This is a genomic window from Actinophytocola sp. (assembly GCF_036002505.1).
Taxonomy (GTDB): Bacteria; Actinomycetota; Actinomycetes; order Mycobacteriales; family Pseudonocardiaceae; genus DASYTH01.
This window is the reverse complement of the sequence record NZ_DASYTH010000044.1, coordinates 14,755-40,352: the sequence shown is the minus strand read 5'-3', so window position 1 is coordinate 40,352 and position 25,598 is coordinate 14,755. Positions and strand designations below refer to the sequence as shown.

General features: G+C 69.7%; 24 protein-coding genes. 10 read left to right on the top strand and 14 right to left on the bottom strand.

Going from position 1 to position 25,598, the window contains the following annotated elements:
• The 3 genes from VGR06_RS03095 to VGR06_RS03085 all read left to right on the top strand — a co-directional run.
• Positions 1-590: hypothetical protein (locus VGR06_RS03095; RefSeq protein ID WP_327557388.1), on the top strand; the 590-nt coding region annotated here is incomplete at its 5' end.
• A gap of 324 nt (positions 591-914) precedes the next feature.
• Entirely contained in the window at positions 915-1,451 is a 537-nt protein-coding gene (locus VGR06_RS03090; protein WP_327557387.1) for a hypothetical protein, read from the top strand.
• A 16-nt stretch (positions 1,452-1,467) separates the two neighbouring features.
• Positions 1,468-2,004, top strand: coding sequence for a hypothetical protein (locus VGR06_RS03085; protein WP_327557386.1), 537 nt, complete (start codon positions 1,468-1,470; stop codon positions 2,002-2,004).
• 102 nt (positions 2,005-2,106) lie between these two features.
• Here VGR06_RS03085 and VGR06_RS03080 read toward each other — a convergent pair whose 3' ends face one another.
• The gene (locus tag VGR06_RS03080; protein ID WP_327557385.1) at positions 2,107-3,777 is read right to left on the bottom strand and encodes a cellulose-binding domain-containing protein; all 1,671 of its coding nucleotides are present in this window, start codon (positions 3,775-3,777) and stop codon (positions 2,107-2,109) included.
• A 488-nt stretch (positions 3,778-4,265) separates the two neighbouring features.
• On the opposite strand from VGR06_RS03080, the gene VGR06_RS03075 reads away from it, so the two are divergent.
• The 3 genes from VGR06_RS03075 (at position 4,266) to VGR06_RS03065 (ending at position 6,739) form a co-directional block, all read left to right on the top strand.
• The gene (locus VGR06_RS03075) at positions 4,266-5,177 is read left to right on the top strand and encodes an endonuclease/exonuclease/phosphatase family protein (protein ID WP_327557384.1); all 912 of its coding nucleotides are present in this window, start codon (positions 4,266-4,268) and stop codon (positions 5,175-5,177) included.
• Between the two features lie 158 nt (positions 5,178-5,335).
• Complete coding sequence (locus VGR06_RS03070) at positions 5,336-5,548, top strand: hypothetical protein (protein ID WP_327557383.1); 213 nt, start codon at positions 5,336-5,338, stop codon at positions 5,546-5,548.
• 114 nt (positions 5,549-5,662) lie between these two features.
• Positions 5,663-6,739 carry a hypothetical protein gene (locus VGR06_RS03065; protein ID WP_327557382.1) on the top strand — a complete coding sequence of 359 codons (1,077 nt, stop codon included), beginning with the start codon at positions 5,663-5,665 and terminating at the stop codon, positions 6,737-6,739.
• Between the two features lie 85 nt (positions 6,740-6,824).
• Here the strand turns inward: VGR06_RS03065 and VGR06_RS03060 are convergent, their stop codons facing one another.
• From VGR06_RS03060 to VGR06_RS03025, 8 genes are all read right to left on the bottom strand, one after another.
• On the bottom strand, positions 6,825-8,627 hold the full coding sequence (locus tag VGR06_RS03060) for a phosphoenolpyruvate carboxykinase (GTP) (RefSeq protein ID WP_327557381.1): 1,803 nt from the start codon (positions 8,625-8,627) through the stop codon (positions 6,825-6,827).
• A gap of 206 nt (positions 8,628-8,833) precedes the next feature.
• Positions 8,834-10,363, bottom strand: coding sequence for an NADH-quinone oxidoreductase subunit C (locus VGR06_RS03055; RefSeq protein ID WP_327557380.1), 1,530 nt, complete (start codon positions 10,361-10,363; stop codon positions 8,834-8,836).
• The gene (locus VGR06_RS03050; RefSeq protein ID WP_327557379.1) at positions 10,360-11,856 is read right to left on the bottom strand and encodes a proton-conducting transporter membrane subunit; all 1,497 of its coding nucleotides are present in this window, start codon (positions 11,854-11,856) and stop codon (positions 10,360-10,362) included. Before VGR06_RS03050 ends, VGR06_RS03055 begins: the two co-directional genes overlap by 4 nt.
• Entirely contained in the window at positions 11,856-12,518 is a 663-nt protein-coding gene (locus tag VGR06_RS03045; RefSeq protein WP_327557378.1) for a hypothetical protein, read from the bottom strand. Before VGR06_RS03045 ends, VGR06_RS03050 begins: the two co-directional genes overlap by 1 nt.
• A gap of 15 nt (positions 12,519-12,533) precedes the next feature.
• Positions 12,534-13,466 carry a respiratory chain complex I subunit 1 family protein gene (locus tag VGR06_RS03040; RefSeq protein ID WP_327557390.1) on the bottom strand — a complete coding sequence of 311 codons (933 nt, stop codon included), beginning with the start codon at positions 13,464-13,466 and terminating at the stop codon, positions 12,534-12,536.
• 5 nt (positions 13,467-13,471) lie between these two features.
• Complete coding sequence (locus tag VGR06_RS03035; protein ID WP_327557377.1) at positions 13,472-15,415, bottom strand: proton-conducting transporter membrane subunit; 1,944 nt, start codon at positions 15,413-15,415, stop codon at positions 13,472-13,474.
• Positions 15,416-15,480: 65 nt separating this feature from the next.
• Complete coding sequence (locus VGR06_RS03030) at positions 15,481-15,966, bottom strand: NADH-quinone oxidoreductase subunit NuoB (protein ID WP_327557376.1); 486 nt, start codon at positions 15,964-15,966, stop codon at positions 15,481-15,483.
• A gap of 89 nt (positions 15,967-16,055) precedes the next feature.
• On the bottom strand, positions 16,056-16,433 hold the full coding sequence (locus tag VGR06_RS03025; protein ID WP_327557375.1) for a metalloregulator ArsR/SmtB family transcription factor: 378 nt from the start codon (positions 16,431-16,433) through the stop codon (positions 16,056-16,058).
• Positions 16,434-16,497: 64 nt separating this feature from the next.
• Between VGR06_RS03025 and VGR06_RS03020 the strand changes: the two genes are divergently transcribed.
• Complete coding sequence (locus tag VGR06_RS03020) at positions 16,498-16,827, top strand: hypothetical protein (protein WP_327557374.1); 330 nt, start codon at positions 16,498-16,500, stop codon at positions 16,825-16,827.
• Here VGR06_RS03020 and VGR06_RS03015 read toward each other — a convergent pair.
• Positions 16,809-18,509, bottom strand: coding sequence for a carbohydrate-binding protein (locus tag VGR06_RS03015; RefSeq protein WP_327557373.1), 1,701 nt, complete (start codon positions 18,507-18,509; stop codon positions 16,809-16,811). The two genes, VGR06_RS03020 and VGR06_RS03015, sit on opposite strands and share 19 nt — an antisense overlap.
• A 248-nt stretch (positions 18,510-18,757) precedes the next feature.
• Here VGR06_RS03015 and VGR06_RS03010 point away from each other — a divergent pair, with 248 nt between their 5' ends.
• Complete coding sequence (locus VGR06_RS03010) at positions 18,758-19,318, top strand: hypothetical protein (RefSeq protein WP_327557372.1); 561 nt, start codon at positions 18,758-18,760, stop codon at positions 19,316-19,318.
• 289 nt (positions 19,319-19,607) lie between these two features.
• Here the strand turns inward: VGR06_RS03010 and VGR06_RS03005 are convergent, their stop codons facing one another.
• Both VGR06_RS03005 and VGR06_RS03000 read right to left on the bottom strand, forming a co-directional pair.
• On the bottom strand, positions 19,608-20,048 hold the full coding sequence (locus VGR06_RS03005) for an SRPBCC family protein (protein WP_327557371.1): 441 nt from the start codon (positions 20,046-20,048) through the stop codon (positions 19,608-19,610).
• Positions 20,049-20,063: 15 nt separating this feature from the next.
• Entirely contained in the window at positions 20,064-20,792 is a 729-nt protein-coding gene (locus VGR06_RS03000) for a DUF4389 domain-containing protein (RefSeq protein ID WP_327557370.1), read from the bottom strand.
• Between the two features lie 82 nt (positions 20,793-20,874).
• Here VGR06_RS03000 and VGR06_RS02995 point away from each other — a divergent pair, with 82 nt between their 5' ends.
• Both VGR06_RS02995 and VGR06_RS02990 read left to right on the top strand, forming a co-directional pair.
• A complete protein-coding gene (locus tag VGR06_RS02995) occupies positions 20,875-21,477 on the top strand; it encodes a TetR/AcrR family transcriptional regulator (protein ID WP_327557369.1) in 603 nt (200 codons plus the stop codon).
• A 37-nt stretch (positions 21,478-21,514) separates the two neighbouring features.
• Positions 21,515-22,666 carry a N(5)-(carboxyethyl)ornithine synthase gene (locus VGR06_RS02990; protein ID WP_327557368.1) on the top strand — a complete coding sequence of 384 codons (1,152 nt, stop codon included), beginning with the start codon at positions 21,515-21,517 and terminating at the stop codon, positions 22,664-22,666.
• A gap of 209 nt (positions 22,667-22,875) precedes the next feature.
• Here the strand turns inward: VGR06_RS02990 and VGR06_RS02985 are convergent, their stop codons facing one another.
• A complete protein-coding gene (locus VGR06_RS02985) occupies positions 22,876-23,835 on the bottom strand; it encodes an acyl-CoA desaturase (RefSeq protein WP_414637139.1) in 960 nt (319 codons plus the stop codon).
• 202 nt (positions 23,836-24,037) lie between these two features.
• The gene (locus VGR06_RS02980) at positions 24,038-25,471 is read right to left on the bottom strand and encodes a DEAD/DEAH box helicase (protein ID WP_327557367.1); all 1,434 of its coding nucleotides are present in this window, start codon (positions 25,469-25,471) and stop codon (positions 24,038-24,040) included.
• Positions 25,472-25,598 lie beyond the last annotated feature (127 nt).

Below are 25,598 nucleotides of genomic sequence, written 5' to 3'. Positions count from 1 at the left end.
TCAACACCGCGGTGATGGCCGTCGCCGAAGGCAACTTCGGCCGGCTCGGCACGGCGCAGCAGCAGCGCTACACCACGGGCAACGCCCAGATCCAGCTCGACCCGTCGGTCTGGGAGACGCCCGGCGCCATGCCCGAGATCGCGCCGTCGCCGGACTTCAAGGCGAACATCGACCGGCCGTTCTACGACCGTTCGATGACGCTGCAAGCCTGGGGCGCCTACGGGATCCTCTGGCCCGTGGTGCACCAGCAGCTCGGTGTAGCCCCCGACCTCGGCAACGGCCGCGTTACCGTTGTCCCACAGGTGCCCGACGGCCAAAGCCAGATCTCCGGCCGCTCCATCCGGCTGGGCTCCGGTTCCGTCGATGTCTCGGCATCCCGCAGCCAGCGGGAGCTCCGCACCACCGTCCGGTCCGACCGGCTCCGCGCCGACCTGACCATCGGCGCCGTGCTCCCGTCCGGTGCCCGCGTGTCGTCGGTGACTTTGAACGGCCGAACCGCGCACTTCGACATCGTGCACACCAGCCGCGGCGACGAAGTGCGGGTGCATGCGGGCGACGACACGAGCACGCTCGTGGTGACCCTGCGCTAAACCCGCCCAACATGAGGATGTGCCCGCCGCCTGCGGCGCCGGGCACATCCTCATGTGTTGGCTCCTCACGTAGCTGTGTTGGCCGCTGACGTCGCCGAGTTGGCCCGTGGCATCGGTATGTTGGCTTGTGACGTTGGTGTGTTGGCCGCTCGTGTCGCGGTGTTGGCTCGTCGCGCCCTGCCCTCACCCCGGCGGCTTACCCGCCGGCGGCCAACACGGCGACGCCAGGCGCCAACTCAGCGACGTGAGGCGCAAACACGGCGACGTGAGGCCTGGGGTCTTTCGGCACTGGCATGGTGCGCCGTTGTGAGCGAATGTGCTGGTGTGAGCACGGGCGTCCGGAGGATTGCGGTGGCCGCGGTCGGGGTGGTGGTGGCGGCCAATGTGTTTGGGGTGAGCGGTGTCGCTCAGGCGGTCAGCTCGACGACGTGCCTGGGGAGCTCCTCCATCAGCTACTCGCCCGGATTGACCTTCACCCCGCGGACGGTGCAATACAACGAGTCGGACACGTTCAGCAATTGTGTGTCCTCTGATCCCACGTTGACCGCCGGCGGCTCGGCAAGTGTTATCACGTTTCCGGACGCGTCCTGTCTGGCGCCGCCCGGAGTGTTCGAGGACCCGGCCTACACGATCGATTGGAACAACGGCCAGCACAGTGTCATCGACCTGACCTTCACCGATGTCGTCGTCGGCGGCACCGAGCAGGTCACCGGCACGGGTTCGGTGATCAGTGGTGCGTTCCAGGGCGGGAACGCGACCATCGTGTGGCTCTATCCCGTGTTGAATCCGTTGCAGTGCCTGACCAGCCAAGGGGTGACCAGCCAGTCCGGCCCGCTCACCGCCCAGATCACCGCACCGTGACGGGAGGAACTCTCCGATGATCATGTCGAGCACCGGTTCTCGGCGGCCGGCCATGCTGGGCGTGACCCTGCTGCTGGCCCTCTTCACCCTCCTCGTCCCGGCGTCGCCCGCCTCCGCGGCCGGCGTCGACGCCGAGTGCCTGGGCAGCTTCGCGCGGACGTTCTCCCCGCCGATAACCAGCACCCCGAACAGCGTCACGGTGACCGGCACCTACGACTACAGCACCTGCGCCGTCGGCTCGACCGCGACCGGCACCGAGACCGCGACGCTGACCCTCAGCTGCATCCCGGTCACCGCCGGGCCCGCGACGACCGAAACCCTCACCTGGACCGACAGCACTGGTGGCACCAGCACCATCTCCTGGTCCCCGCCTACCGTCGTCAGCCAGACCGTCGTGTACACCGGCACCGTCACCGCCGGACGCCACGCCGGCGACACCGCCACCAAGATCACCTCGGGCATCAGCTACCTCGGCAGCGTGATCCCCTGCCTCCTCGGCACCCCGATCTCGTCCACTACCGGCCTGGTCGACAGCCTGCTGCTCACCCACTAGCTCGACGACACGAAAGGTTGGCGCGATATTGCGTCGGCAGAGTGCGGTGAAGGGGGCCTTCCTCGCGTCTGGCGTGAGGAAGGCCCCCTTCACCGCCCTTAACTACTGAACCGTGCAGGCCGTCCCGTTCAGCGTGTACGAGGTCGGCTTGGCCGTGTTCCCGGTGTGCGTGGCCTGGAAGCCGAACCCGCTGATCGAGCCGCCGTTGGCGCCGATCACCGCGTTGAAGCCGACGTTGCGCGCGGTCACCTGACCTGACGTCGGGGTGTAGGTGGCGTTCCAGGTCGAGGTGATCACCTGCCCGGCGGGCAGGGTGAACACCAGCGACCAGCCGTTGATCGCGGTGGAGCTGTTGTTGGTGACGGTGAAGTTCGACGTGAACCCGGTGTTCCAGGCGTTCTGGTCATTCCGCACCGTGCAGCCACCCGGCGGCGGAGGCGGACCCGTCGTGGTCGTCGTGGTGGTTGTGGTGGTCGTCGTTGTCGTGGTGGTGGTGGTTGTCGAGGTGGGTGGGCCGTCGGAGAGGGTGGGGGTGGTCCAGTCGCGCCAGTCGGCGAGGTTGCCGGCTTTGCGGCTGGAGATGTGGAAGCTGCCGGGGGAGTTGCCGGTCTTGGTCAGGAACTTCGCGATGTTCTGTTGCAGGGGGGTGCGCCATTCGGGGCGGACGGCGCAGTGGGTGCCGTCCTGGACGTCGGACCAGTAGGTGATGTTCTCGCCGGCGCCGAGTGCCTTGTAGACCTCGGCTCCGCCGAGGGCGGCGACGCTTCCGGAACGGGCCGCCAGCCAGTCGATGCTGGGGTTCTCCATGATGAACAGGCCGCGCGGGGCGACCATGCCGACCATTTCGTGCGTGTCCACCGGGAGCGTGGTCGGGTTGCCGGTGAAGGCGCTGAACGCGTCGCCCAGCCAGGGTTGCTCGCCGAAGGCGCTGCTCAGCGGTTGCGCGCCGCTTTCCCCTGGAATTCCGCGGAGAATGGGGGCGCCGGCGCTACCCGATTCGATCGGCATGGTCAGGGCGATGCGCTGGTCGAACACGCCGATCGTGAAGGCGCCCTTGCCGAATCGCGAGCATCCGGTGACGCCCAGCGCGTCGGCCTTGAGGATGTTGCCGCCGGACGACTCGATGACGTCGATGAGCCGGCTCACACCCCAGGCCCAGGCGGCGAGCAACCCCGTGCTGCTGGTGTTGCCGTAGATGGTGTAGAAGGCGCCCTGCTTGTTGTTCCGGGGCGTGCCTTCCCGCCCTACCACCATGGGGTCGTAGTTGATGACGGCGGCGCCGCTGTTCCGGATCGTGGTCGTGTCCGCGCCGAACCCACCCACGACGAAGACGGCCGGGAAGGGTCCGGTGCCACTGGGCAGTTGCACGCTGGCTGAGAAGCTGGCGTTCCGGCCGTTCTGCGACACGTTCACGGTGATGTTGGTGTTGGTGACCGTTCCGGTGACGCTGGTCGGCTTGCTGGGCTTGTCACCGTAGATGAACCGTTCCGCGGACTCCCTGATCTCGGCCCGCCGGCACCGCCAGTCGGCCTTGGTGGTGATGCGGGTGCCGTTGATCCTCGTGAACGGATCCGGAAGCCGGGAGTTGGACGGAGACGAGCCGGGCACGGACACCGGGCAGTCGGCGCCCTCGTCCTCGACCCCCGTGGCTGCGATGGCTGCGGCCTGGGCCGGGGACGGCCTGACCGTGGTGATCGCCGCGGCGCCGGCGCCGACAACGACGGCGGCGAGGGTGGCCGCCAGGACCGCCCTCCGGCTGACAGCGAATGACATTGGAGACTCCTCCTGACATCGAGCAGGGCAGTAGCCGTCGCCGGCCGGGACCCGCTCGCGGTGACCGCGGTGCGGTCAGTGGGCGGTCCCGGCCGCCGGCAGCTGACAGACGGGGCGCTTCGGGAACCGTGGCTCCGGTCCGGGCCCGGTCCCGGCGGCGGAGCGGTGACTCACCGACTTCCCCTGCAATGTTTCGAAAACTTGCCGAAACAACTCTAAAACGACGCAGCACGAGGGGTCAAGTAGCAATCACACTCCGTATTAACGGGCCGACCTCGTCCACCTTGAGTTACCGCGCGTCGTCGCGATGTTGGTGGTGCGGCGGCGGTAACGAGTGATCAGCGCCAGTGGTTCGGCAATACGGCATGGTCGCTGGTCGTAATCCGAAAATTTCGGATGCTCGCCGATACATTTCGGGCTCCGCTCCGGCGAGCCCAATCCGGCACCACTCCAGCGCCGAATCGCCATAATGACGAGCGGAGGAACCGATGTTCCGTCGTGGGGTGCTTCGGCCGCGTGGTCTGCTGTGCGTTCTGGTGATCTGCCTCGGCCTGCTCGTGGCCAACCCGGCACAGGCCGAATGGGATAGTGGCCGCGTGATCATCGGCCCGGCCAACGGCGACGCGCTGCACGTGATGTCGTTCAACCTGCGCTACGCCTCGCCCACCGGCCCGAACTCCTGGCCGCAGCGCCGCCCCGCCCTGGCCGAGCTGCTGCGCACCGAGCAGCCCACCGTGATCGGCACCCAGGAAGGGCTCTACCAGCAACTCCAGGACATCGACCACGACCTGCCCGACCACTACACCTGGATCGGCCTCGGCCGCGCCGGCGGCAGCCGCGACGAGTTCACCGCGATCTTCTACGACACCCGGCGCCTCACCCCGCTGGCGTTCGACCACTTCTGGCTCTCCGAGACCCCCGACGTGATCGCCTCCAGATCGTGGGACAGCGGCTCGCTGCGCATGGCCACCTGGGTCCACTTCGCCGACCGCCACACCGGCGCCGAGTTCGTCGTCCTCAACACCCACCTCGACAACCACTCCGAGCCGGCCCGCCGCCACGGCGCCGAGCTCGTCCGCGACCGCCTCAACACCTTCACCGTCCCGGTCATCCTCACCGGCGACTTCAACGTCCCCGCAACACCTTCCTCCGCCCCCTACCGCATCCTCACCGAAGGCGCCCAGCTCACCGACACCTGGACCGCCGCCCTCGACCACCGCACCCCCCAGTACCGCACCTGGCACAACTACCGGCCGCTGGTCTCCAGCGGCAACCGCATCGACTGGATCCTCGCCCGGGGCAGCCACACGATCCCCGCCGTGGCCATCAACCCGTCCGCCCCCGGCGGCCAGTTCCCCTCCGACCACCTCCCGGTCCAGGCGTTGATCACATTCAGCTGAAATCACGATTCAGTGCATACGTCTGCTAAATGTGACGCCGTTTTGATCGATGAATTTGGTTGAAACGACGACAAGGCCTTGTATGCGTTCAGGGGACGACGTATCATTATTTGTTCGTCGATCGCAGTCCGAGCCGGGTAGCGATGGGTCGACCAAGCGTGCCAACGATTCACGAAGTTCGCCTGAGACATGAGGACGACCTGCTCGCCCTGACGGGTGTCGTCGGTGTGGCGGACGCGATGATCGGTGGCCACCCCGTGATCCAGGTGCTCATGTCAGACGACATCGCCGAGCATATTGCCGCGATTCCCGAAAGAATTGAGGGCTACCCTGTCGAAATTATCTCGACCGGGCAGATCGACGCGCTCTAGATGGTCTTGAATCTCAGCGCGATGGAGGAATTCATGTTCGCGCAAGAACGAATGAGGCTGCCCGAGGGCGCCCAGTTGGGCGCGGATGGACAGTCACGAATCGCAGAACAGTTGATGAACCCCGCGGACCCGCGCGCGAACGTCGTCGGGTTCGGGTTGGGTGTGAAGTGGCGCGACGGTGAGCCCACGGGCGACGCCGCCGTGATCGCACTGGTGCGGCAGAAGGTACCCACCGAAGACCTCGTCGAGCGCGACCGGATCCCGGGTGAGCTGGAGAGCATGCCCACCGACGTGCTCGCCGTCGGCGACCTCGTCGCCCTGCGGGTCCTCGCTCCGCGCGGCGGGCCCGGCGCGGGCAACCTGGAGTCGGCACTGCTGGAGCGCTACCGGGACGAGTTCATGGCCGCCCCACCAGCACCCCCCGCGGCACCCGCCGAAGCCGGCCCGCTCGTGCTCACCCGGCGTATGCGCCCCTGCCCGGCCGGGTTCTCGATCGGCAACGTCGCGATCACCGCCGGCACCCTGAGTGGTGTCGTCTACGACTTCCTGCCCGGCGCCGGCACCAGCCCACCCGCCGTGGGCGTCGGCATCCCGTCCCGGTTCTACGTGCTCAGCAACAACCACGTCCTCGCGGCGTCCAACGCGGCGCCGATCGGAAGTGCCATCGTGCAACCGGGAACGTTCGACGGTGGAATCGACCCGCAGGACCGGATCGCCACCCTGTCGCGCTTCGTCCCGATCCAGTTCGATCCCCCCGTGCCCCGGAACCAGCACCGGAACCTGGTCGACGCCGCCATCGCCGAATGCTCGTTCCAGAACGCCAGCCGGGAGATCTACTTCAACGGGGCGCCGCCGGCCTGGATCCGCAAGGGCGGCCTGCGTGCCGGAGATCTCGTGCGAAAGACCGGCCGCACCACCAACTGCACCCTGGGACGCGTCATCGTCACCAATGCCACCGTCGACGTGAACTACGGCGGGGGCCGGGTGGCCCGCTTCCTCAACCAGGTCGTCACCACCGGCATGGCCGCCGGCGGCGACTCCGGCAGCCTGGTCACCGACCTCGGCAACAACACGGTCGGACTCCTGTTCGCCGGCAGCGCCGCGGCTACCGTGCTCAACCACTACGAGGACGTGCGCAGCCTGCTCCGCGTGGAGATCGCGGAAAGGATCGAACTGCAACCGTCCCGCTGACGAGTCATGCCCTGAAGGCGTCCTTCGGGGCACTGAACGTCCCGAAGGACGCCTTCATGGCACTCCGGGCCTCGCGTCCGGCTGGCTAGCCGAGGCGGCGGGTCAGGGTGCCGAGCTCCTCGCTCAGTGGGGCGGGGAGCTTGTCGCCGATGGTGTCGAGCCATTCCGCGACGAGCGGGAGTTCGGCGCGCCACTCGTCTGGGTGGACGGCGAGGGCGGCGTTGACGTGCTCGGTGGGGGCGTCGAGCCCGCCGAGGTCGAGTGCGGCCGCGGTGGGCACCCAGCCGACCGGGGTGTCGAACGCGGTGCCGGTGCCCTCGACCCGTTCGATCACCCACTTGAGGATGCGGGTGTTGGCGCTGAACCCCGGCCACAGGAGTTGGCCGTCGCGGTCCCGGCGGAACCAGTTCACGGTGAAGATCTCCGGCAGCTTCGCCGCGTCGGCGCGGTCGCCGACGTCGAGCCAGTGCTGGAGGTAGTCGCCGACGTGGTAGCCGAGGAATGGGCCCATCGACATCGGGTCCCGGTGCACCGCCCCGGCCGGCCCGCCCGGGGCGGTGCTGGTCTCGGTGGCGAGGACGGCGCCGAGAAACGTGCCGTGCCGCCAGTCGCGGGCCTGGGCGACCAGGGGCGCGGTGGTGGCGCGGCGGCCGCCGAAGAGGATCGCCGAGATCGGCACGCCGTTCGGGTCGTCCCATTCGGGGGCCAGGACTGGGCACTGGGTGATCGGGGTGGTGTACCGCGCACCCGGGTGCGCGGCGGGTCCGCCGTCGGCGGCCGGCCACCAGTCCTGGTTGCGCCACGAGGTGAGATGCCCGGGCGGGGTGCTCATGCCTTCCCACCAGATGTCACCGTCGTCGGTGAGTGCGGTGTTGGTGAACAGCGAGTTGCCCTTGGCGAGCGCATGCATCGTGTTGGGGTTGGTGTGCCAGCTGGTGCCGGGCCCGACGCCGGAGAACCCGCGCTCGGGGTTGACCGCGTGGAGCCGGCCGTCGTCCCCGAACCGCAGCCAGGCGATGTCATCGCCGATCGTCTCCACCGTCCAGCCGGGAATCGTGGACGCCAGCATCGCCAGGTCCGTCCTGCCACCGGCGGCGGCGACGTAGTGCACCGCCTGCTGGGGTGTGATGACCTTGAGGATGACCATGTGCTCGGCCAGCCACCCCTCCTCGCGGGCGATGACCGAGGCGATCCGCAGTGCGCAGCACTTCGTGCCCAGCAGCGCGTTGTCGCCGTGCCCCGAGCCGAACGACCAGACCTCCCGGGTCTCCGGGAAGTGCGCGAGGTACCTGATGTCGTTGCACGGCCACGGCACATCCGCCTGACCCGGCTCCAGCGGTGCGCCGACGGAATGCAGGCAGGGCAGGAAGCCGGCGTCGTCGCCGAGACGGGCCAACACGTCGCTGCCGGTGCGGGTCATGATCTGCATCGACACCACGACGTATGCGGAGTCGGTGATCTCCACGCCCAGCATCGGTTCCTCGGCGGAGAGCGGGCCCAGACAGAAGGGGACCACGTACATCGTGCGGCCCCGCATGCAGCCCCGGTACAACCCGGTCATGAGCCGCTTCATCTCACCGGGCGCCATCCAGTTGTTCGTGGGGCCGGCGTCGCTCTCGCGCTCGGAGCAGAGGAAGGTGCTCCGCTCGACCGGCGCGACGTCTGACGGATCGCCGGCGCACCAGAACGAGTTCGGCTTCTGCCGCAGCCGCACCAGCGTGCCGGCCCGCACGAGCTGAGTGGTCAGGCATCGCCACTCGTCGTCGGAGCCGTCGCACCACACCACCCGGTCCGGCGTGGTCAGCCAGGCGACCTGGCGCACCCAGGCCAGCACCCGGGCGTGGCGGGTGGGCGCCTGATCCAGGCCGGGGATGGTGCTCGCGGTCATCGCAGCTCCAGCAGGTCCGTCAACGGCGCCCGATTCACTTGTCACACTCGCATTTCCGTCAGAGCAGGGGTATGTGCACTATGCAGCAACTTGCGAACGCATCATCTCCGCAGTTGCCAAACTTCGCAACTCTTCAGCAGCGGACGGCACAGGCGCGGCCACCTACGGGGAGTGACTGTGACATTGCTTCTCCGACGACACACCGGTTAGAGGTCGTTGCCGGCGTAGGAGAGGTTGAAGCTCTTGTTGGTCAGGGGGAAGTCGGGGACGATCGTGTCGGCCAGGGCCAGGGGGAGGGCGGGCCAGTTGAAGAAGCTGGGGTCGGCGATCTTCACCCGGGTCAGGGTGCCGTCGGCGGCGAGCTCGGCCCGGTGGACGATGGTGCCGCGCCAGCCTTCGGTGATGCCGACCCCGGAGGTGGCGCCGGTGCGCTGGCGGGGCAGCTGGGTGGCGCGGTTGCCGTTGTCCCGGCTGATCTGGAGCAGGCGGGTGATCAGCGCGATGGAGTGCCGGATGTCTTCGGCGCGCACGGTGAACCGGGACAGCACGTCGCCGTCGGTGTGCGTGTGTGCGGTGTGCGGGTGCTCGCCGGGCAGGAACGGGTGGTCGTGGCGGGCGTCGACGGTCAGGCCGCTGGCACGGGCGACGTAGCCGAGGGTGCCCAGGTCTCTGGCCTGCTGGGTGGTGAGGACGGCGGTGCCGGCGAACCGGTCCCGCACGACGCTGTGACCCAGCGCCAGGTCCACGATCTCGGCGATGTCGGTGCCGATTGCGGCGAGCACCTCGGGGTCGGGCAGCGTGCGGACCTCGGTGCCGCCGGGGTGGATGGCGCCGCGCAGCAGCCGGTGCCCGGTGACGGTGTCGTTGAGCCGCAGCAGCTGCTCGCGGACGCGCTGGGCGTGGGCGTTGAGGATGCCGTGGCCGACGTCGTTGCACAGCGCGCCGATGTCGGTGATGTGGTTGTAGAGGCGTTCCAATTCCAGCAGGATCGCCCGGAGCCGCAGCGACCCGGCCGGCACCTGGATGCCCAGGGCGTCCTCGACCGCGAGGCAGAAGGCGAGCGTGTGGCCGATCGCGGTGTCGCCGCTGATCCGCTCGGCCAGCTCGACCGCGTCCTGCGGCCGGCGGCCTTCGAAGAGCTTCTCGATTCCTTTGTGGACGAACCAGAGCCGGGCCTTGAGGTTGAGAATCGTCTCGCCGACGACGGAGAAGCGGAAGTGGCCGGGTTCGATGAGGCCGGCGTGCACCGGGCCGACCGGGATCTCGTAGACGCCGGGGCCTTCCACGGTGCGGAACTGGTAGGGCCCTTCGGTGGCGCCGAACTCCGGTGGGTCGCCGGCGTCGCGGCGCATCGGGTACCAGCCTTTCGGCCAGTGGAAGTGGCGGACCAGCCGGCGGGGCAGCGGATGGTCGTCGGGCACGATCCCGTACAGGTCGTGCAGCTCGCGTTCGAACCGGCCGGCGGGGAAGGAGACTCCGGCGAGGCTGGGCAGGTGCGGGTAGGCGGGGTTGACCGGCACGTGCAGTTCGACCCGCCCGTCGTCGGCGCCGCGGGTGAACAGGTAGACGGTGCGCAGCGTGTCGCCGTCGTCGTGGCCGGCCACCAGCGCGACCCGGAATCCGTTGTCCAGCAACGTGCCGGCGTGCCGGGGCAGCCACACGGGGGTGATGGTCAGCGCGGTGCGGTGGTGGCCGGCCGGCTCACCGGCCATCAGGCCGTCGACGGTGGTGGTCATGGTGTTCCCGTGAGGATGTCGGCGGCCAGGGACAGCAGGTGCGTCAGCGGGCCGGCTGCGATGCCGAGCGCCGCGCAGACGACGAGCCCGCCGGCGAGCGTGATCGTGGTGCCGGCCGCGGTGCGGGCCGGTGCCGTGGCCGCACCCGGGCCCTCGGCCAGGACGCCGGGCGGTGGGTTGCCCAGGAGCATGTGCCCGGCGTGGGAGAACAGCGCCGCGGTGATCACCAGCACGAGCACCAGGGCGATGCTGGTGGCCCAGGCGGTGCCGCCGGCATAGCCGGCGCGGAAGATGCCCAGCTCGCTGGCGAACAGGCTGAACGGCGGGAACCCCAGCAGGGCCAGCACGCCGAGCCCGAGCAGGCCGGCCAGCACCGGTTCGCGCGCGGCCAGGCCGCGCACCTCGGCCACCAGCCGGGTGCCGGTCAGCTGCAGGACCCTTCCGGTGCCCAGGAACAGCACCGCTTTGGCCAGCCCGTGGCCGAGGACGTGCAGCAGCACCGCGGCGATGGCGAGCCGGCTGCCGGCGGCGGTGCCGAGGGCGAGCAGCCCCATGTGCTCCATGCTGTGGTAGGCGAGCATGCGTTTGTAGTCGCGCTGGGCCAGCAGCAGCGAGGTGGCCACGGTCAGCGTGGCCAGGGCCATGACGAGCAGCAGGGTGCGCACGAACCCGGGGCCGAGGGCGGCGTCGGCGATCACCTTGATCCGCAGGATGGCGGAGAACGCCACCGCGAGCAGCACCCCGGACATCAGCGCCGACACCGGGGCGGGGGCCTGGGAGTGCGCGTCGGGCAGCCACGCGTGCAGGGGCGCCAGGCCGACCTTGGTGCCGAACCCGATCACCAGCAGCGCCACCGCGATCCGGGTCACCCCCGGGCTGAGCTCGGGTGCGCTTGCGGCCAGCCGGACCCAGTCCAGCCCGGCGGGGGCCGACGTCCGGGACGAGGCGTAGTTGAGCACGATCAGGCCCAGCAGTGCCAGCGCGATCCCGACCGAGCAGATCACCACGTACTTCCATGCCGCCTCCACCGCCGCGCGCGAGCGGCCCTGCCCGACCAGGAACGCGGTGACGATCGTGGTGGCCTCGACCGCCACCCACACCACCCCGAGGTTGGCGGCCAGCACGGCCAGCGCCATCGCCGCCAGGAATGCCTGGACCAGCAGGCTGTGCCGGCCGGCGGCCCGCGTGCTCATCCGTCCACTGTGGAGTTCCGCGTCGAGGTAGGCGGGACTGGCCGCGGTGGCCAGCAGCGCGATCGCCCCGATCACGATGAGCATGAACGCCGCCAGGGCGTCGACCCGGAGCAGCCCGCCGGCCGCGGTGTAGGCGCCGTCCACGCTGACCACAATGGACAGTGCGATTCCGGCGGCCAGCAGACCGGCGGCGCATGCGGTGCCCAGCCAGGTGGTGGGCCGGCGCCAGCCGAGGAGCCCATAGAGGACCGATCCGGCGGCGGGGAGCAGGATCGGGGCCAGGATCAGCACGGTGATCATCAGTCGTGCAGCTCCCGCAGCTCGTCGAGGTCGGTGTCGCCGAACGTGGCGCGCATCCGGGTGGTCAGGATCTGCAGCACCAGCACCGCGAACAGCACGTCCAGCGACACGCCGAGCTCGACCACCAGCGGCACCCCGCTGGTGGTGAGGAACCCGATCGCGGTGATCCCGTTGTCCATCAGCAGGAACCCGACCAGCTGGGACAGCGCGTGGCGGCGGGTGACCAGCACGAACAACCCGATCAGCACCACGGTCAGCCCGATCGGGATGGCGCGGGTCGCGGGGGAGGGGGCCAGGTCCACCAGGGGCTTGGACACCGCGTAGGCGATCATGGTCAGCACCGCCGCGGCCAGCAGCGAGGCGCTGACGTTGACCAGCGGCGCGGTCTCCCGCTGCGCCGTGCCCGCCCCGGCCAGCGCCCGCAGCAGCAGCACCGGCAGCACGGTGGCCCGCAACAGCAGCACACCCGCGGCGACCGCCCACAGCTCGGCGGAGTGCTCGTGGCCGGCCAGCACCGCGACGATCCCGGCGAGCGCCGCGCCCTGCACCGCGAACACCCGGATGATCACGGCGAGCTCGCGGCGCCACAGCACCAGCACCGCGGCGAGCAGGAACGCACCCGCCGCCAGGTTCAGCAGCTGGACGTAGAGCGTCTCGTTCACCCCTCGATTCCCCTTTCAGGCCAGGAAGAACGACGCGGACACGGCGAGCAGGGCGAGCAGGAACGACCCGGCCAGCAGCTCCGGCACCCGGAACAGCCGCACCTTGGCCAGGAACACCTCCCCGGCGGCGAGCAGCACCCCCAGCAGCCCGACCTTGACCGCGAACGCGGCCACCCCGACCGCCAGCGCGGCCGGGGTGGCGGCGGTGGCGATTCCCCACGGCACGAACAGGGTGGCCAGCAGGCCGAGGAACACGGTCAGCCGCATCGCCGACGCCAGCTCCACCAGCGCCAGGTCGGTGCCGGCGTACTCGAGGATCATCGCCTCGTGCACCATGGTGAGCTCCAGGTGCGTGGCCGGGTTGTCCACCGGCAGCCGCCCGGCCTCGGCAATGATCACCACCAGCAGCGCCACCGCGGCCAGCAGGGTCACCGGCGAGATCACCCGGCCCGGATCGTCCAATGTGGACGAAACGATGGTGGCGAGGTTCGTGGAGCCGACCCGCACCGACAGCGCCAGGATCGCCACCAGCAGCGTCGGCTCGACCAGCGCCAGGATCGTCACCGCCCGGCTGGCGCCCATCCCGCCGAACGCGGTCCCGGTGTCCAACCCGGCCAGCGCGAGCGTGACCGTGCCCAGCGCCAGCAGTGCCACCACCGCGAACAGGTCCGCCACCGGGCCCACGGCGGACCGGGTCGTGACGAACGGGACGACCACCGCCACCATCAGCGCGGTGGCGAACAGCACCAGCGGGGCGTAGCGGAACACCTCGCTGGTGCGCCGCGGGGTGATCGCCTCCTTGCCGAACAGCTTGCGCAGGTCGCGCCACGGCTGCCAGATGCCCGCGCCGGCGCGGCCTTCCAGCTTCGCGCGGACCTGCCGCATGAGGCCCAGCAGCAGGGGAGACCCGCCCACCACCATGATCACTTGCAGCACCGCGCCGATCATTCCGGTCAACGGGTCACCGCCAGCAGAATCAGCACCCCGGTGACGGCGTAGAAGCCGTAGCCGAGGTAGCGGTGCACGCTTCCGGTCGCCAGCAACCGGCCGGCCCGCCCCCAGGCGGCCACCACCGCGACAACGGGACGGTAGAGGCGGCGTTCGATCCGGTCCGGCACCCGGCGCCGGTATTCCACCGACTCCACCAGGTAGGCCGACTCCCGGGCGTGCGTGACGTCGACGTCGTCCTCCGGCTCGAGCACGTTGTCGAAAACCCGTTGCAGCGGCTCGGCGAACGAGGTCGCGGTGTACTCCATCCGCGCGGTCAGCGGCCCGCCACCGCAGTCCCACAACCGGGCCGTTCGCCGGGCATGCCGCGCACCCACCGCGCGCACCGCACCCGCGGCTGCGACCACACCGGCCAGCAAGGCCAAGGCCAGCAGCAGCGGCGACAGCGAGCCGGCCACAGTGGACAGCTCCAGGGTGATCGCCCCGCGTACCACCGGATCCGCGGCACCGGTCACACCTCCGGCCACCGCACCCACGCCGGGCAGGACCACCATCGGCGCCACCGCCAGCAGCACACAGACGAGCCCGGCCAGACCCATCCCGGCGAGCATGGTGCGCGGACTCTCGGTGGCCCGGGCGGCAGCCTCGCTGCGCGGCTTGGCCAGGAACCCCACGCCGAACGCCTTGACGAAGGTGGCCACGGAAAGCCCCGCGGTGAGCGCGATCGCGGCCACCGCCAGCGGCAGCAGGATCGCGGTGCCCACCCCGCTCGGCGGCAGCCCGTGCACCAGGCTCTGTAGCAGCAACCACTCGGACACGAACGCCGCCCCGGGCGGGAGCGCCGACGCGGCCAGCGCCCCCATCCCGAAGAGCGCGGTGGTGACCGGCATCCCGGGCCGCAACCCGCCCAGCGCGTCGAGGTCCCGGGTGCCGGTCGCGTGCAGAACCGAACCGGCGGCGGTGAACAGCAGGGTCTTGAACGCGGCATGGTTGACCACGTGCAGCAGCGCCGCGGCCAGCGCCAGCCCGGCCAGCGCCCGGTTGCCGTCGGCGGCGAACATCCCGGCCGCCCCCACCCCGATCAGCACCAGGCCCATGTTCTCCGTGGTCGAGTAGCCGAGCAGGCGCTTGAGGTCCGAGCTGATCGCCGCCTGCAGGATCCCGTACACCGCGGACACGGCGCCGAGCAGCAGCACCAGCGGCCACCACCAGCGTGACCCGCCGCCCAGCAGGTCCGCGCCGACCCGCACGATCCCGTACACCCCGAGGTTGACCATCCCCGCCGACATCAGCGCCGACACGTGGCTGGGCGCCTCCGGATGCGCCCGCGGCAGCCACGCGTGCAGCGGCGCGATCCCCGCCTTGGCGGCGAACCCGACCAGCGTCGCCACGAACACCACCGAGGCCAGCGCCGGCGCCAGGTGCGCGGACCGCAGCGCAGCGAACGAGTCGGAGCCCGCGTGCGCGGCGAAGGTCAGCAGCCCCACCAGGATCGCGACGAACCCGAGATGGGTCATCACCCCGTACCACAACCCAGCCTCGCCCACCTCGCTCCGGCGCCGGTGCTCGGCCAGCACCAGCAGCAGCGAGGTCACCGCCATCAGCTCCCAGCAGACCAGGAAGGTGCCCACCCCGTCGGCGGCCGGCACCAGCAGCATCGCGGCCACGAACCCCGGCAGCAGCGCCTGGACCGCCCGGCCGTTCAGGCCGTGCCCGGAGTAGCCGATCCCGTACACCCCGGCCACCGCCGCCACGCCGCCGACCACCGCGACGAACAGCCCGCCCAACGGATCCAGGGCCAGCCGCACCCCGGCCAGCGGCAGCACCCACGGCAGCACGAGGGAGAAGCCCGAGCCGGCCATCGCCGCCACCCCGGCCACCACCGCCGCCACGCCCGATCCGGCGGTGCCGACCCCCACGACCAGGGAACGCCGCTCGGGTGGGCTCACGGCAGCGGCTAACACGGCAGCCAGACACAGGCCAAGCGCGAGTCCAAATGCGACCATGGTGACGGTCATCGGCCGGTCAACCCGCGCAGCGCAGCCACGATCTGCTCCGGCCGCGGCGGGCAACCCTCGATCTCCACATCCACCGGCACGACGTCGCGCACCGCGCCGGCCACTCCGTAGGCGCCGGCGAACACCCCGCAGTTGCGCGCACAATCTCCCACCGCGACAACGACCTTCGGCGCCGGCACGGCCTCGAACGTGCGCCGCAGCGGCTCGGCCATGTTCCGCGTCACCGGACCGGTCACGAGCAACGCGTCGGCGTGCCGCGGCGAGGCCACCAGCCGCGCCCCGTACCGGTCCGCGTCATACACCGGGCCGAACGCCGACCCGATCTCGACCTCGCAGCCGTTGCACGACCCGGCATCCACATGCCGCACCTGCACCGACCCCGCCAGCACCCGCGACCCCGGCGACTGGTGCGTGTACGGACGCGCCGGAGCCGGCTCGGCCACCCGGCCCGTACGCCAGATCTTGCGCCACAACCCGAACAACTCTCTGACCTTCCTGACGAGCGGTTACGCGATGAGGTGCGGTTACCCCGCCCGGATGAGTGGGAGGCGGCAGCGGAACGACCGCGGCCCTACCCGGCGCCCGCCGCGCGCCGGCGGCCCCGCCGGGCCGGCACCATCCGGGTCGCCTCCCGCAGGTCCGCCAGCAACTCCACCTGCCCGGACAGCACCGTGGTCAGGATCGTGCGCGCGACCTTGAGCAGCTCGGCCACCTGCGGGCTGGTCAGCGAGTAGAACACCGTCGACCCCTCCTTGCGGGTCGCCACCAACCCCGCCCGCCGCAGCACCGCCAACTGCTGCGACAGGTTCGCCGCCTCGATCCCCACCTCGGGCAGCATCTCCGACACCGCGTGCTCCCGCTCGGACAGCAACTCCAGCACCCGGATCCGCGCCGGATGCCCCAACGTCTTGAAGAACTCCGCCTTCAACTGGTACAGCGGTCTACTCACCCGGCACTCCCGCCGCATCGATCGAACGACTCAGCAATTGCAAACCTTAGCAACTGCGCACCCGTTGACGACGGCACCCCGCATGGTCCGCGCGGCGTCCTGCGTGTCGCTGTTCGGCGACGGCTCCAGCCTGGCCATGGCCGGCGCGCTCACCCTCGCCGAGGCGCTGGCCGCGAGCCCGGCCGATCACGGGTTGGCCTTCCGGCGCCACGAGGCCGAACGCCGCCGCCTCGTCGACCCGAAACTCCGTGGTATCAGCCAGGTTTCCACGCTGCTCATCCCGGCCACCCGCACCGGCATCGCGGCCCGGAACCTGCCCACCCGGCTATGGCCGCTCGGCGCCGCCGCCGGGTGGCTCGGCCGGACCCGCCGCGTTCAGGTCAACTCGACGTAGTCCAGTTCGGCGAAGCCGGTGCCGCCGGCGAAGAACGGCGATCCCTTGGCCAGGCGGATGGTGTTGGGGCCGGCGCGGAGGTTGAGGGTGGTGGTGACGGTGCCGAACTGGGCCCAGCCGGCGGTCGGCGGGTAGCTCACCGTGGACCAGGCGCCGCCGTTGAACGCCAGGCCCTGGGTCGAGGTGGCGCCGGTTCCGTTGGCGTAGCGGATGGCCATCGTGTAGGTGCGGGCGGTGGGAACGGTGACGACGAAGTCGACGTAGCTGTCGGTGCGGAAGTTGCCGGAGTTGTTGATGCCGCCGACGTAACCGTTGTTGGAGGCGTTGGTGCCGGTGCGCCGCTGGGCGCGGAACACCGAGGCGTTCTCGGCTTCGTAGCGCTGCTGGAAGCTGGGCACGCCGGTGGTGGGCTGGACCACGAGGTGGTAGCCGAACCGGGCGTTCATGTTGGGGACGGAGACGGTGAGGGCGCCGCCGCTGACCGTCTGGGTGGTGTCGGAGATCAGCGTGGGGGAGCTGACGGCGGTGAACCGGTCGGTGTCCGGAGTGGACTCCAGCCGGACCCGAACCTGGCCGTTGAGCGCGTTCATTCCGGTGAGGCGGACGGAGTTGGTGCCGGACTCGTTGCCGAACACGGCGTTCACGATCCGCCGGGTGGGATCGTAGGCGGCGAACCCGTCCAGCGCGGTCTGGTTGGGTGGGGTGGTGGTGACCATGCTGCCGGCCATGTCGCCGTACCACTTGTACAGCCACCAGTGTGCGGTCGGCTGGTTGTTCACGGTGAGGCCGTTGACCGTGCCGTACTCGTTCCAGAACGCGCGGTTGGCCATCTCCACGCCGGCCCGTTCCAGCTTGGCGACGTAGGAGGTCTCGATGCCGGGCACGTAGACCTCGTCGGTCCAGGCGTACTCGTTGATCGAGATCAGCCGTGGGCTGATGCCCAGTTCCCGTTCCAGAGCGCGGTAAGCGTTGACGTCCGCGGCGATCTGCGGCGCGGTGTGGTTCAGCTCGTGCCAGCAGATGATGTCCGGCAACGTGTTCGTGTTGCGGGCGTTGGTGAGGAACGTGCGCATCCAGTCCGGGCGCCAGCCGGTGATGCTCGGCCCGAGGATCGGGGTGACCGTGTCCCGCGCGCGGACCCGCTGGAAGGTGCGCGTCCAGCCGGCGTTGAAGTCCCCGGCGGCCGCGGTGTTCCAGGTGAAGTCCGGCTCGTTCCACAGCTCCCAGGCCTCCACGTTGGTCACCGTGGTCGCGTTGAGCCGCGCGGTGACCATGGTGTCCACTTTGGACATCCAGTCGTTCCAGCTGACCCACTGGTACGGGAAGGTCGGGTAGATGTCCGGCATCCGGATCACCATCCCGGCGCCGGCCCTGATGGCCTGCGCGGCCACCCTGAGCGAGTCGCCGCCCGGTGGCTGGCCGTTCGGGCGTTGCTGCACGCCGGGCGCCGGCTGGACGATGTTGCGCAGGTGGATCGGGTAGAGCAGCGAGTCCGCCGGCCGGTCGTTCTCGGCCAGCGCGTACAGGCCGCCCGAGGCCACGTGGGTGACCGGCCGGAACGGCGCGGCCACGTTCACCGTCAGCGTGCTGCCCGCCGCGTGCGCGGGGACCGGCCCGGCCAGCACGGTGGCGGCGGTCAGCAGGATCGCCGCCCCGGCGGCGCGCAGGGTTCTGCTGGACATGATCTCCCCTGTTCGGTATATCGAACTGCGTTCGGCCCTCTGTTCCGACAGTAGGAGCACGATCACGTTCCGTCAATGGAGTGCCCTGAAGGCGGCCTTCGGGGCACTGAACGTCTCGAAGGCGGCCTTCAGGGCACTGAGAGGTCGCCCCTGATCAGGGGGACATGAGCTGGAACGCCGCCCTGGCGATGGCCAGGCCGCGGCCGAGGGTTCGGAACTCGTCGAGCGGGTTGGCCGGGTCCGAGATCATGACGCTGGTGACCAGGGTGCGGCATATCCACTTAACGAAAGCGGAGTGCAAAATGAGAAGTTTGGCAAGAACTTTCTTGACAGCAATGGCCGGTATCTTCGCTCTGACGCCAGCCGCATTCGTGGCGGTTTCGGCCGTAACGCCGGGAACCGCGAGCGCAGTGTGTGCCGGCCAGGGGAATGAGGTTCGCGGCGTCCTGGTGGTCAACGGAGTGGAGAGGGCTGCCGAACGGGCGAACAGCGGCACGTGCAATGGCAACAACGGATACTCTGGCCGCTTCGCGGCCCGGTTACCCGGCTGGCGGGCGTGGGTCTTGATCCAGAACGGCGGCATCGTGACTCCGCATCGGGGCGGCGGCTACAACGAGGTGAGCTACGACTATTCGTTCTCCGATGACAACTCACATTCGGCGATATCACTCTGCGCCGACAACGGATCCAGGATCGTCTGCGGATGGGACCGAGACTGGATTGCGGCTGACTGTCCTGGTGGTAATGTTTCCTCCACCGCCGTCATTCCTGCCAATCTCATTCCTGCCGGCGTGAACTTCGGGTTCTGACCTGCGATGCTCTGCAGGCCCCTTCCGAACGTTGAGCGCCAGGAAGGCGGCCTTCAGGCATTTGATTTGGCTTGCGGATGATCTCGTTCAGTGCGGGTTGCTGGCACGGAAATGTCCAGTGGTGTCATGCTCATGGCCGTGTGCCACGTCGGCGGCACGTACACGACGCCGAGCGATGCGAAGCACCGCAAGACTTCGTCGACGCGCCATCCGCTCGTCAAACGCAGGTGAGTGCGCTCGGCGGTCGGGCGCGACGCTGTCCGTGCCTTCCTGGTGGGTACCGTACCGGTCATCCGGTTGATCGGTGCTCGGCTTCGATTTTGAGGTGGTGGAGCCAGCGGTCGAGGGTCTTCTGCAGGGAACGGCGCATCAGGCTGGGCAGTAGGCGGGGCAGTCGGCCGGACCAGGACTCCTCGGTGCGGGCCAGCGTCGTTTGACCGTCTGATTCGAGTCGCCAGATGTGGACGGCTGTCATTCCCATCGAGGTGCCGGTCCAGCCGAGCGTCCGGGGGTGGTCGATCTGGCTCAGGGTGGAGGTGAGCTTCGCCGAGCCCGACTTCCACCAGAAGACCGCACCTTCCTCGATGGTGGGTTGCGAGGCCGTCTTCACATCGGGATTCCAGTCGGCCCAGTGGTCCATCCTGGTCAACAGATCCCAGATGAGCTCGGGCCGGGCCGCGACTTCGATCTCACCGCGAGCGGTCACCGGTGCGTACTCGTCGATGTGCACTGGGTCGTCCTCTCGTCACGGGCTTGTCTGCGGCACGGGCAGGGGGGCCTCGGCCGGGGGAGTGCTCGGTTCGTTGCTGCCGACGTCGAGGCGGAAGGGTGGGTACCGGTCGGTCATCAGCGCGGTGTAGCCGGCGACTCGTAGTGCCCAACGGTTGATGCCGATGATGAGGTCGAACAGTGGACGGGGGTAGGCGCCGGTGAAGGCCAAGGTGATCGCGGCGATCAGGACGAGCAGGCCGATGAGGCTGGTGCCCCAGGCCCAGTCGTTGTTGTCCATGCTCCAGGTTAGCCAGGTTCCGCCGCCGACGAGGACGGCGAGGATGAGGTAGTGCGGAACGGCGAGTAGCCACCATTTGATGAGGGCGAGTCCGCGGGAGAGCTGTCGGGGGTAGTCGATGTCGAGTGTGGCGGGGTAGTCGGGTTCTTCGGCGAGGCTGAACGGCGGGTAGCGATCGGTGCCGAGCGCGCCGTAGGCGTAGTAGCTGACCCGCCAGCTCCAGCGCAGCACCCCGAGGTTGAAGTTGAAGATGGCCCGCGGATACCGGCCGGTGATCACGATCGTGACCAGCGCGACGATGCCGAGTACGCAGAAGGCCGCCCACAGCACGACGAGCAGCAGCACGTGCGGCACGATCAGCAGCCATTTCACCAGCCACAGCCAGCGCGAGAGCGGGGCTTCCAGTTCGGCACGGACGCGGACGGGGTACGGGCTGCGGGTTGTCGGTGTGGTGGTCTCGGTCATGATCATCGCCTCAGATTTTGTACAACGTACAATTACTGTACGCTGTCCAGAGACATTCGGATAGCCGAACCGAGGAGGGAACGTGGTCGATACGCGGAGGGGTCGCCCGGGTCCCCGGCGGACTCTCAGCGAGCAGGCGATACTTGACGCGGCGCTGGCGCTGCTCGCCGAACGCGGTGCGGACGGGGTCACCATCCGGGGCGTCGCGGCCCGCGTCGGCGTCGCGCCCAACGCCGTCTACACCTACTTTCCGGACAAGGCCGCCGTGCTGGAAGGTCTGGTCGAGCAACTCCTCGGCCGGGTCAACGACAACCGGTTCACCGACGCGGCGCTCCCCTGGCGCGATCGCATCCAGGCACTGGCCCTCGAGCTGAGGGCGGAACTGCTCGCCCATCCCGGAGCCGGGCGACTGCTCCTCGGCAGCCCTCGGGTCGGCCCGAACGCCATGGCCGTCGGCGACACCCTGCTGTCCATCCTGGCCGACGCCGGACTGGATCCAGGCAATGCCGCCAACGCCGTTTACGTCCTCAACGTCCACATCCTCGGAGCCGTGGCCGTCGAGGTCGCCACCCTTGACCACACCCGGCCGACCCGAACCGTCACCGACCTCGAAACCGACCTGTTCCGCTGGGGCCTCGACCGGCTGCTCGACGGCCTCGCCGCACATGCGGCGAACCACGACTGAAAGGACATTCTGAGTGGAGCAACTCAGGCTCGGGATCATGGCGCGGTCGCGTAAGGAGAACGAGCGTCGGCTGCCGATCCACCCGGCGCATCTCGAACGCATCGACCCCGAGTTGCGGCGGCGCATCTATCTCGAACGCGGATACGGTGAGCGCTTCGGTGTGCCCGACGTCGAGTTGGCGCCACTGATCGCCGGGTTGCGCCCTCGTGCACAGCTGATCGACGAGTGTGACGTTGTTTTGTTGCCCAAGCCGCAGCCGCAGGATGTCGCCGAGTTGCGCGAGGGCCAGATCCTGTGGGGCTGGCCGCATTGCGTGCAGGACGAGAAGATCACCCAACTGGCCGTCGACAAGCGGCTGACGTTGATCGCGTTCGAGGCGATGAACCACTGGACCGCGGACGGTGGGTTCGGCCTGCACGTCTTTCACAAGAACAACGAGTTGGCCGGCTACTGCTCGGTGCTGCACGCCTTGGCGCTCACCGGGTCGACGGGTGACTACGGTCGCCGGCTGCGGGCCGTCGTGATCGGATTCGGGGCGACCGCCCGCGGTGCGGTCACGGCGCTCAATGCGCACGGCGTCCACGACGTGCAGGTCCTCACCAACCGCGGAGTCGCCGCGGTCGCCTCGCCGATTCACTCGGCACGCATGGTGCACTTCGAGCACGATCACGAAGATCCGCGGCGCAGTGAGGCGCTCACCGATGATGGCCGGGAGCCCCTGGCGGTCTTCCTCGCCGGGCACGATGTCGTCGTCAACTGTGTGCTGCAGGACACCGATGCGCCGCTGATGTTCCTGATCGACGAGGACCTGGCCGTCTTCGCGCCGGGCAGTCTCATCGTTGACGTGTCGTGCGACGAAGGGATGGGCTTCAGCTGGGCCCGACCCACCTCATTCGACGAGCCGATGTTCATGGTGGGCGACCGCATCCACTACTACGCCGTCGACCACAGCCCGTCGTACCTGTGGAACTCGGCCACCTGGGAGATCAGCGAGGCGCTCCTGCCCCATCTCCCCACGGTGCTTGCCGGGCCCGCGGCGTGGGATGCCGACCAGACCATCCGGCGTGCCCTCGAGATCCGCGACGGTGTCATCCAGAATCCCCACATCCTGTCCTTCCAACACCGTTCACCGGACTACCCGCATCCGCGGAGTGAGTCACGGTGCCCGGACGGCTCAGCGCCGCGTTGATCCTTCGGGGTCCGCTGTCTGTCCACTGTGTCCGGTGAGGTCCGGCTCGCGGAACAGGTTCTCGTGGGAGACCCGGTGAGTGGGCAGTGCCGCACCGGGTGGCGGCTGGGTGGGTGGGTGACTGAACAGGTCGCCGGCGACGAGCTCGCCGTCGCCGGACGAAGTGACGGTACTGATGATGGTAAGTCCTTTCTGGACGGTACGGGGTGTTACCCCGTGGCGGTCTTGAGTTTGCGGGCCAGGCGTTCGGGTTTGGGCCAGCGGACCTGGGTGGCCCAGCCGAGCTTCTCGAAGGCCCAGATGATCCGCGCGGAGATGTCGATCTGTCCGCGTTGGACGCCGTGGCGGGCGCAGGTGGGGTCGGCGTGGTGGGAGTTGTGCCAGGACTCGCCCATGGAGGCGATGGCCAGCGGCCAGAAGTTGGCGGACTTGTCCCGGGCGTCGAAGGGCCGGTCGCCGATCATGTGGCAGATCGAGTTCACCGACCAGGTTACGTGGTGCAGCACCGCGACCCGGACCAGGCTGGCCCAGAAGAACGCGGTAAGGGCGCCCCACCAGGACAGGGTGATCAGGCCGCCGAGCACGGCGGGGGCGACCAGGGTGACCACGGTCAGCACCGGGAACAGCCGGTCGATCCGCCGGATGTCGGCGTCCGCCAAGAGGTCCGGGGCGAACCGGCGCTGGTTGGTTTGTCCGCGCTCGAACAGCCAACCCATGTGCGCGTGCCAGAAGCCCCTGGCCAGCGCGGCCGCCGAGGTGCCGAACAACCACGGTGAGTGCGGGTCGCCTTCCTTGTCGGCGTAGGCGTGGTGCCGGCGGTGGTCGGCCACCCAGCCGATGACCGGGCCCTGCAAGGCCATGCTTCCGGTCGCGGCGAGCGCGATCCGCAGGCCACGGGTGGCCTTGAACGCGCCGTGCGTGAAGTAGCGGTGGAAGCCGACGGTGACGCCCAGGCAGGTCAGCGTGTAGAAGCCCAGGGCAAGGCCGATGTCGACCCAGCCCAGACCCCACCCCCACGCGATCGGCACGGCCGCGATCAGTGCCAGTGGCGGCACGATCGCGAACAACTTCACCAGCAGTGCCTGCAATCGGGTCTGCTCGCCGGAAAGCATGGGCTCCGGGCCGCCGGGCGGATTCGTATTGGGGGGACGTTCGAGTACTGCGGTCACAATGTGCTACCTCCGGTGACGATGGTGCTCGGGGTGGCCACCGGGGTCCGGGGTGACACTTCGGAAGAGGGTTGGCGGTTCGGCGAGGGTGTAAACCCCGCGCTCGCCGGCGGGTGGCCGCGGGGACGACCTGAAGCAGGTCCGCCCGCAACAGGTGCGGCCACCCTGTTCAACGGTTCGCGGGCCACATTCGTTCCTGGAGTCAACGGGTACGACGCCGGCCCACGCGGGTGCCGGCGGAGAAGGCCGCCGCGCCCGCCGGTTTGGCTGCCACCGTCACCGTCTGGGCGCCGGTGTTCGGCGAGCGGGCCGGTGTCCGGGACGTGTTGGCCGGTTTGCGTTTGCCGCCGCCCCGCGGGTGACCGCGGCGGCCCGCCCTGGAGCTGGCGGGGGGCTCGGCGCCGGGTGCGACGAAGGCTCGGTCACCGGGGGCCAGTTGGGCGAGCAGCGGGTGGCCGGGGCGCAGCCGGGTGGTCGTGGGCGTGATGCCGGCCTTGCGGGTGAGGGTCCGGACGTCGGCGACCTGCGCGTCGGTCATCAGGGTGACCACGGTGCCGGACGCTCCCGCCCGCGCGGTGCGGCCGGAGCGGTGCAGGTACGCCTTGTGCTCGATCGGCGGGTCGGCGTGGATGACCAGCGCGATGCCGTCGACGTGGATGCCCCGGGCGGCGATGTCGGTGGCCACCAGCGTCCGCGCGCTGCCCTCGGTGAAGGCGAGCAGGTTGCGGGTGCGCGCCTGCTGGCCGAGGTTGCCGTGCAGCTCGACGGCGGGTACCCCTTCGGCGACGAGTTGGCGGGTCAGTTGCCGGGCGCCGCGCTTGGTGCGGGTGAACACCAGGGTGCGCCCCGGTGCCGCGGTCAGGTCGACCAGCACCGCGAGCCGGGTCGCCGGCTGCACATGCAACACGTGGTGGGCCATGTCCGCGTTGGTGGAGGACACCGGGTCGACCCGGTGCGTGACCGGGTCGTGCAGGAAACGCCGGACCAGCACGTCGACCGCGGCGTCGAGGGTGGCCGAGAAGAGCAGCCGCTGGCCGGTGCGCGGGGTCTGGCCGAGCAACCGGGTGACGTCCGGCAGGAAGCCCAGATCGGCCATGTGGTCGGCCTCGTCGAGCACGGTGATCTCCACGGCGTCGAGGCGGGCGTGCCCGGACGCGAGGTGATCGGTCAGCCGGCCGGGGCAGGCGATGAGGATGTCGACACCGGCCCGCAGACCGGAGATCTGCGGTTGGGCGCCCACGCCGCCGAACACGGTCAGGATGCGCAGCGACAGGGCCGCGGCGAGCGGTGCCATGGCTTCCGCGATCTGGCTGGCCAGCTCCCGGGTGGGCGCCAGGATCAAAGCCCGCGGCCGGCCGGGACGCCGTGGCAGGGGACTGGCGGCGAGCCGGGCGAGCACGGGCAGCGCGAACGCGTAGGTCTTGCCCGAGCCGGTCCGGCCGCGGCCGAGCACGTCCCGGCCGGCCAGCGCGTCCGGCAGGGTCGCCGCCTGGATGGGAAACGGGGCGACGATGCCCTGGGCGGTCAGTGCCGTGATGAGCCGGGCCGGCACACCGAGCTGGGCGAACGAGGGGCCGGTTGTCTCCGGCGTGTCGGATGTGGACGGAACGTGGTGACGAGGGCGGCGAGCCGCCATGCAGTACTCCAAAACGTTGGGAGGTGTCCTGCCCGGCGCGAACCAGATGCGGTCGCGGCGCGTGGTGATGGACGACGAACGCGGGCCCGAGGCAGAACTGGGCGGGCCGACGACGTCAGTGTAGCGC

Bases quoted from the DNA above. Each gene is read 5' to 3' on its own strand.
- VGR06_RS03085 (WP_327557386.1), top strand. From the start codon at position 1,468: ATGATCATGTCGAGCACCGGTTCTCGGCGGCCGGCCATGCTGGGCGTG.
- VGR06_RS03080 (WP_327557385.1), bottom strand. From the start codon at position 3,777: ATGTCATTCGCTGTCAGCCGGAGGGCGGTCCTGGCGGCCACCCTCGCC.
- VGR06_RS03075 (WP_327557384.1), top strand. From the start codon at position 4,266: ATGTTCCGTCGTGGGGTGCTTCGGCCGCGTGGTCTGCTGTGCGTTCTG.
- VGR06_RS03065 (WP_327557382.1), top strand. From the start codon at position 5,663: ATGAACCCCGCGGACCCGCGCGCGAACGTCGTCGGGTTCGGGTTGGGT.
- VGR06_RS03060 (WP_327557381.1), bottom strand. From the start codon at position 8,627: ATGACCGCGAGCACCATCCCCGGCCTGGATCAGGCGCCCACCCGCCAC.
- VGR06_RS03055 (WP_327557380.1), bottom strand. From the start codon at position 10,363: ATGACCACCACCGTCGACGGCCTGATGGCCGGTGAGCCGGCCGGCCAC.
- VGR06_RS03050 (WP_327557379.1), bottom strand. From the start codon at position 11,856: ATGATCACCGTGCTGATCCTGGCCCCGATCCTGCTCCCCGCCGCCGGA.
- VGR06_RS03040 (WP_327557390.1), bottom strand. From the start codon at position 13,466: ATGATCGGCGCGGTGCTGCAAGTGATCATGGTGGTGGGCGGGTCTCCC.
- VGR06_RS03015 (WP_327557373.1), bottom strand. From the start codon at position 18,509: ATGTCCAGCAGAACCCTGCGCGCCGCCGGGGCGGCGATCCTGCTGACC.
- VGR06_RS03010 (WP_327557372.1), top strand. From the start codon at position 18,758: ATGACGCTGGTGACCAGGGTGCGGCATATCCACTTAACGAAAGCGGAG.
- VGR06_RS03000 (WP_327557370.1), bottom strand. From the start codon at position 20,792: ATGACCGAGACCACCACACCGACAACCCGCAGCCCGTACCCCGTCCGC.
- VGR06_RS02990 (WP_327557368.1), top strand. From the start codon at position 21,515: ATGGCGCGGTCGCGTAAGGAGAACGAGCGTCGGCTGCCGATCCACCCG.
- VGR06_RS02980 (WP_327557367.1), bottom strand. From the start codon at position 25,471: ATGGCGGCTCGCCGCCCTCGTCACCACGTTCCGTCCACATCCGACACG.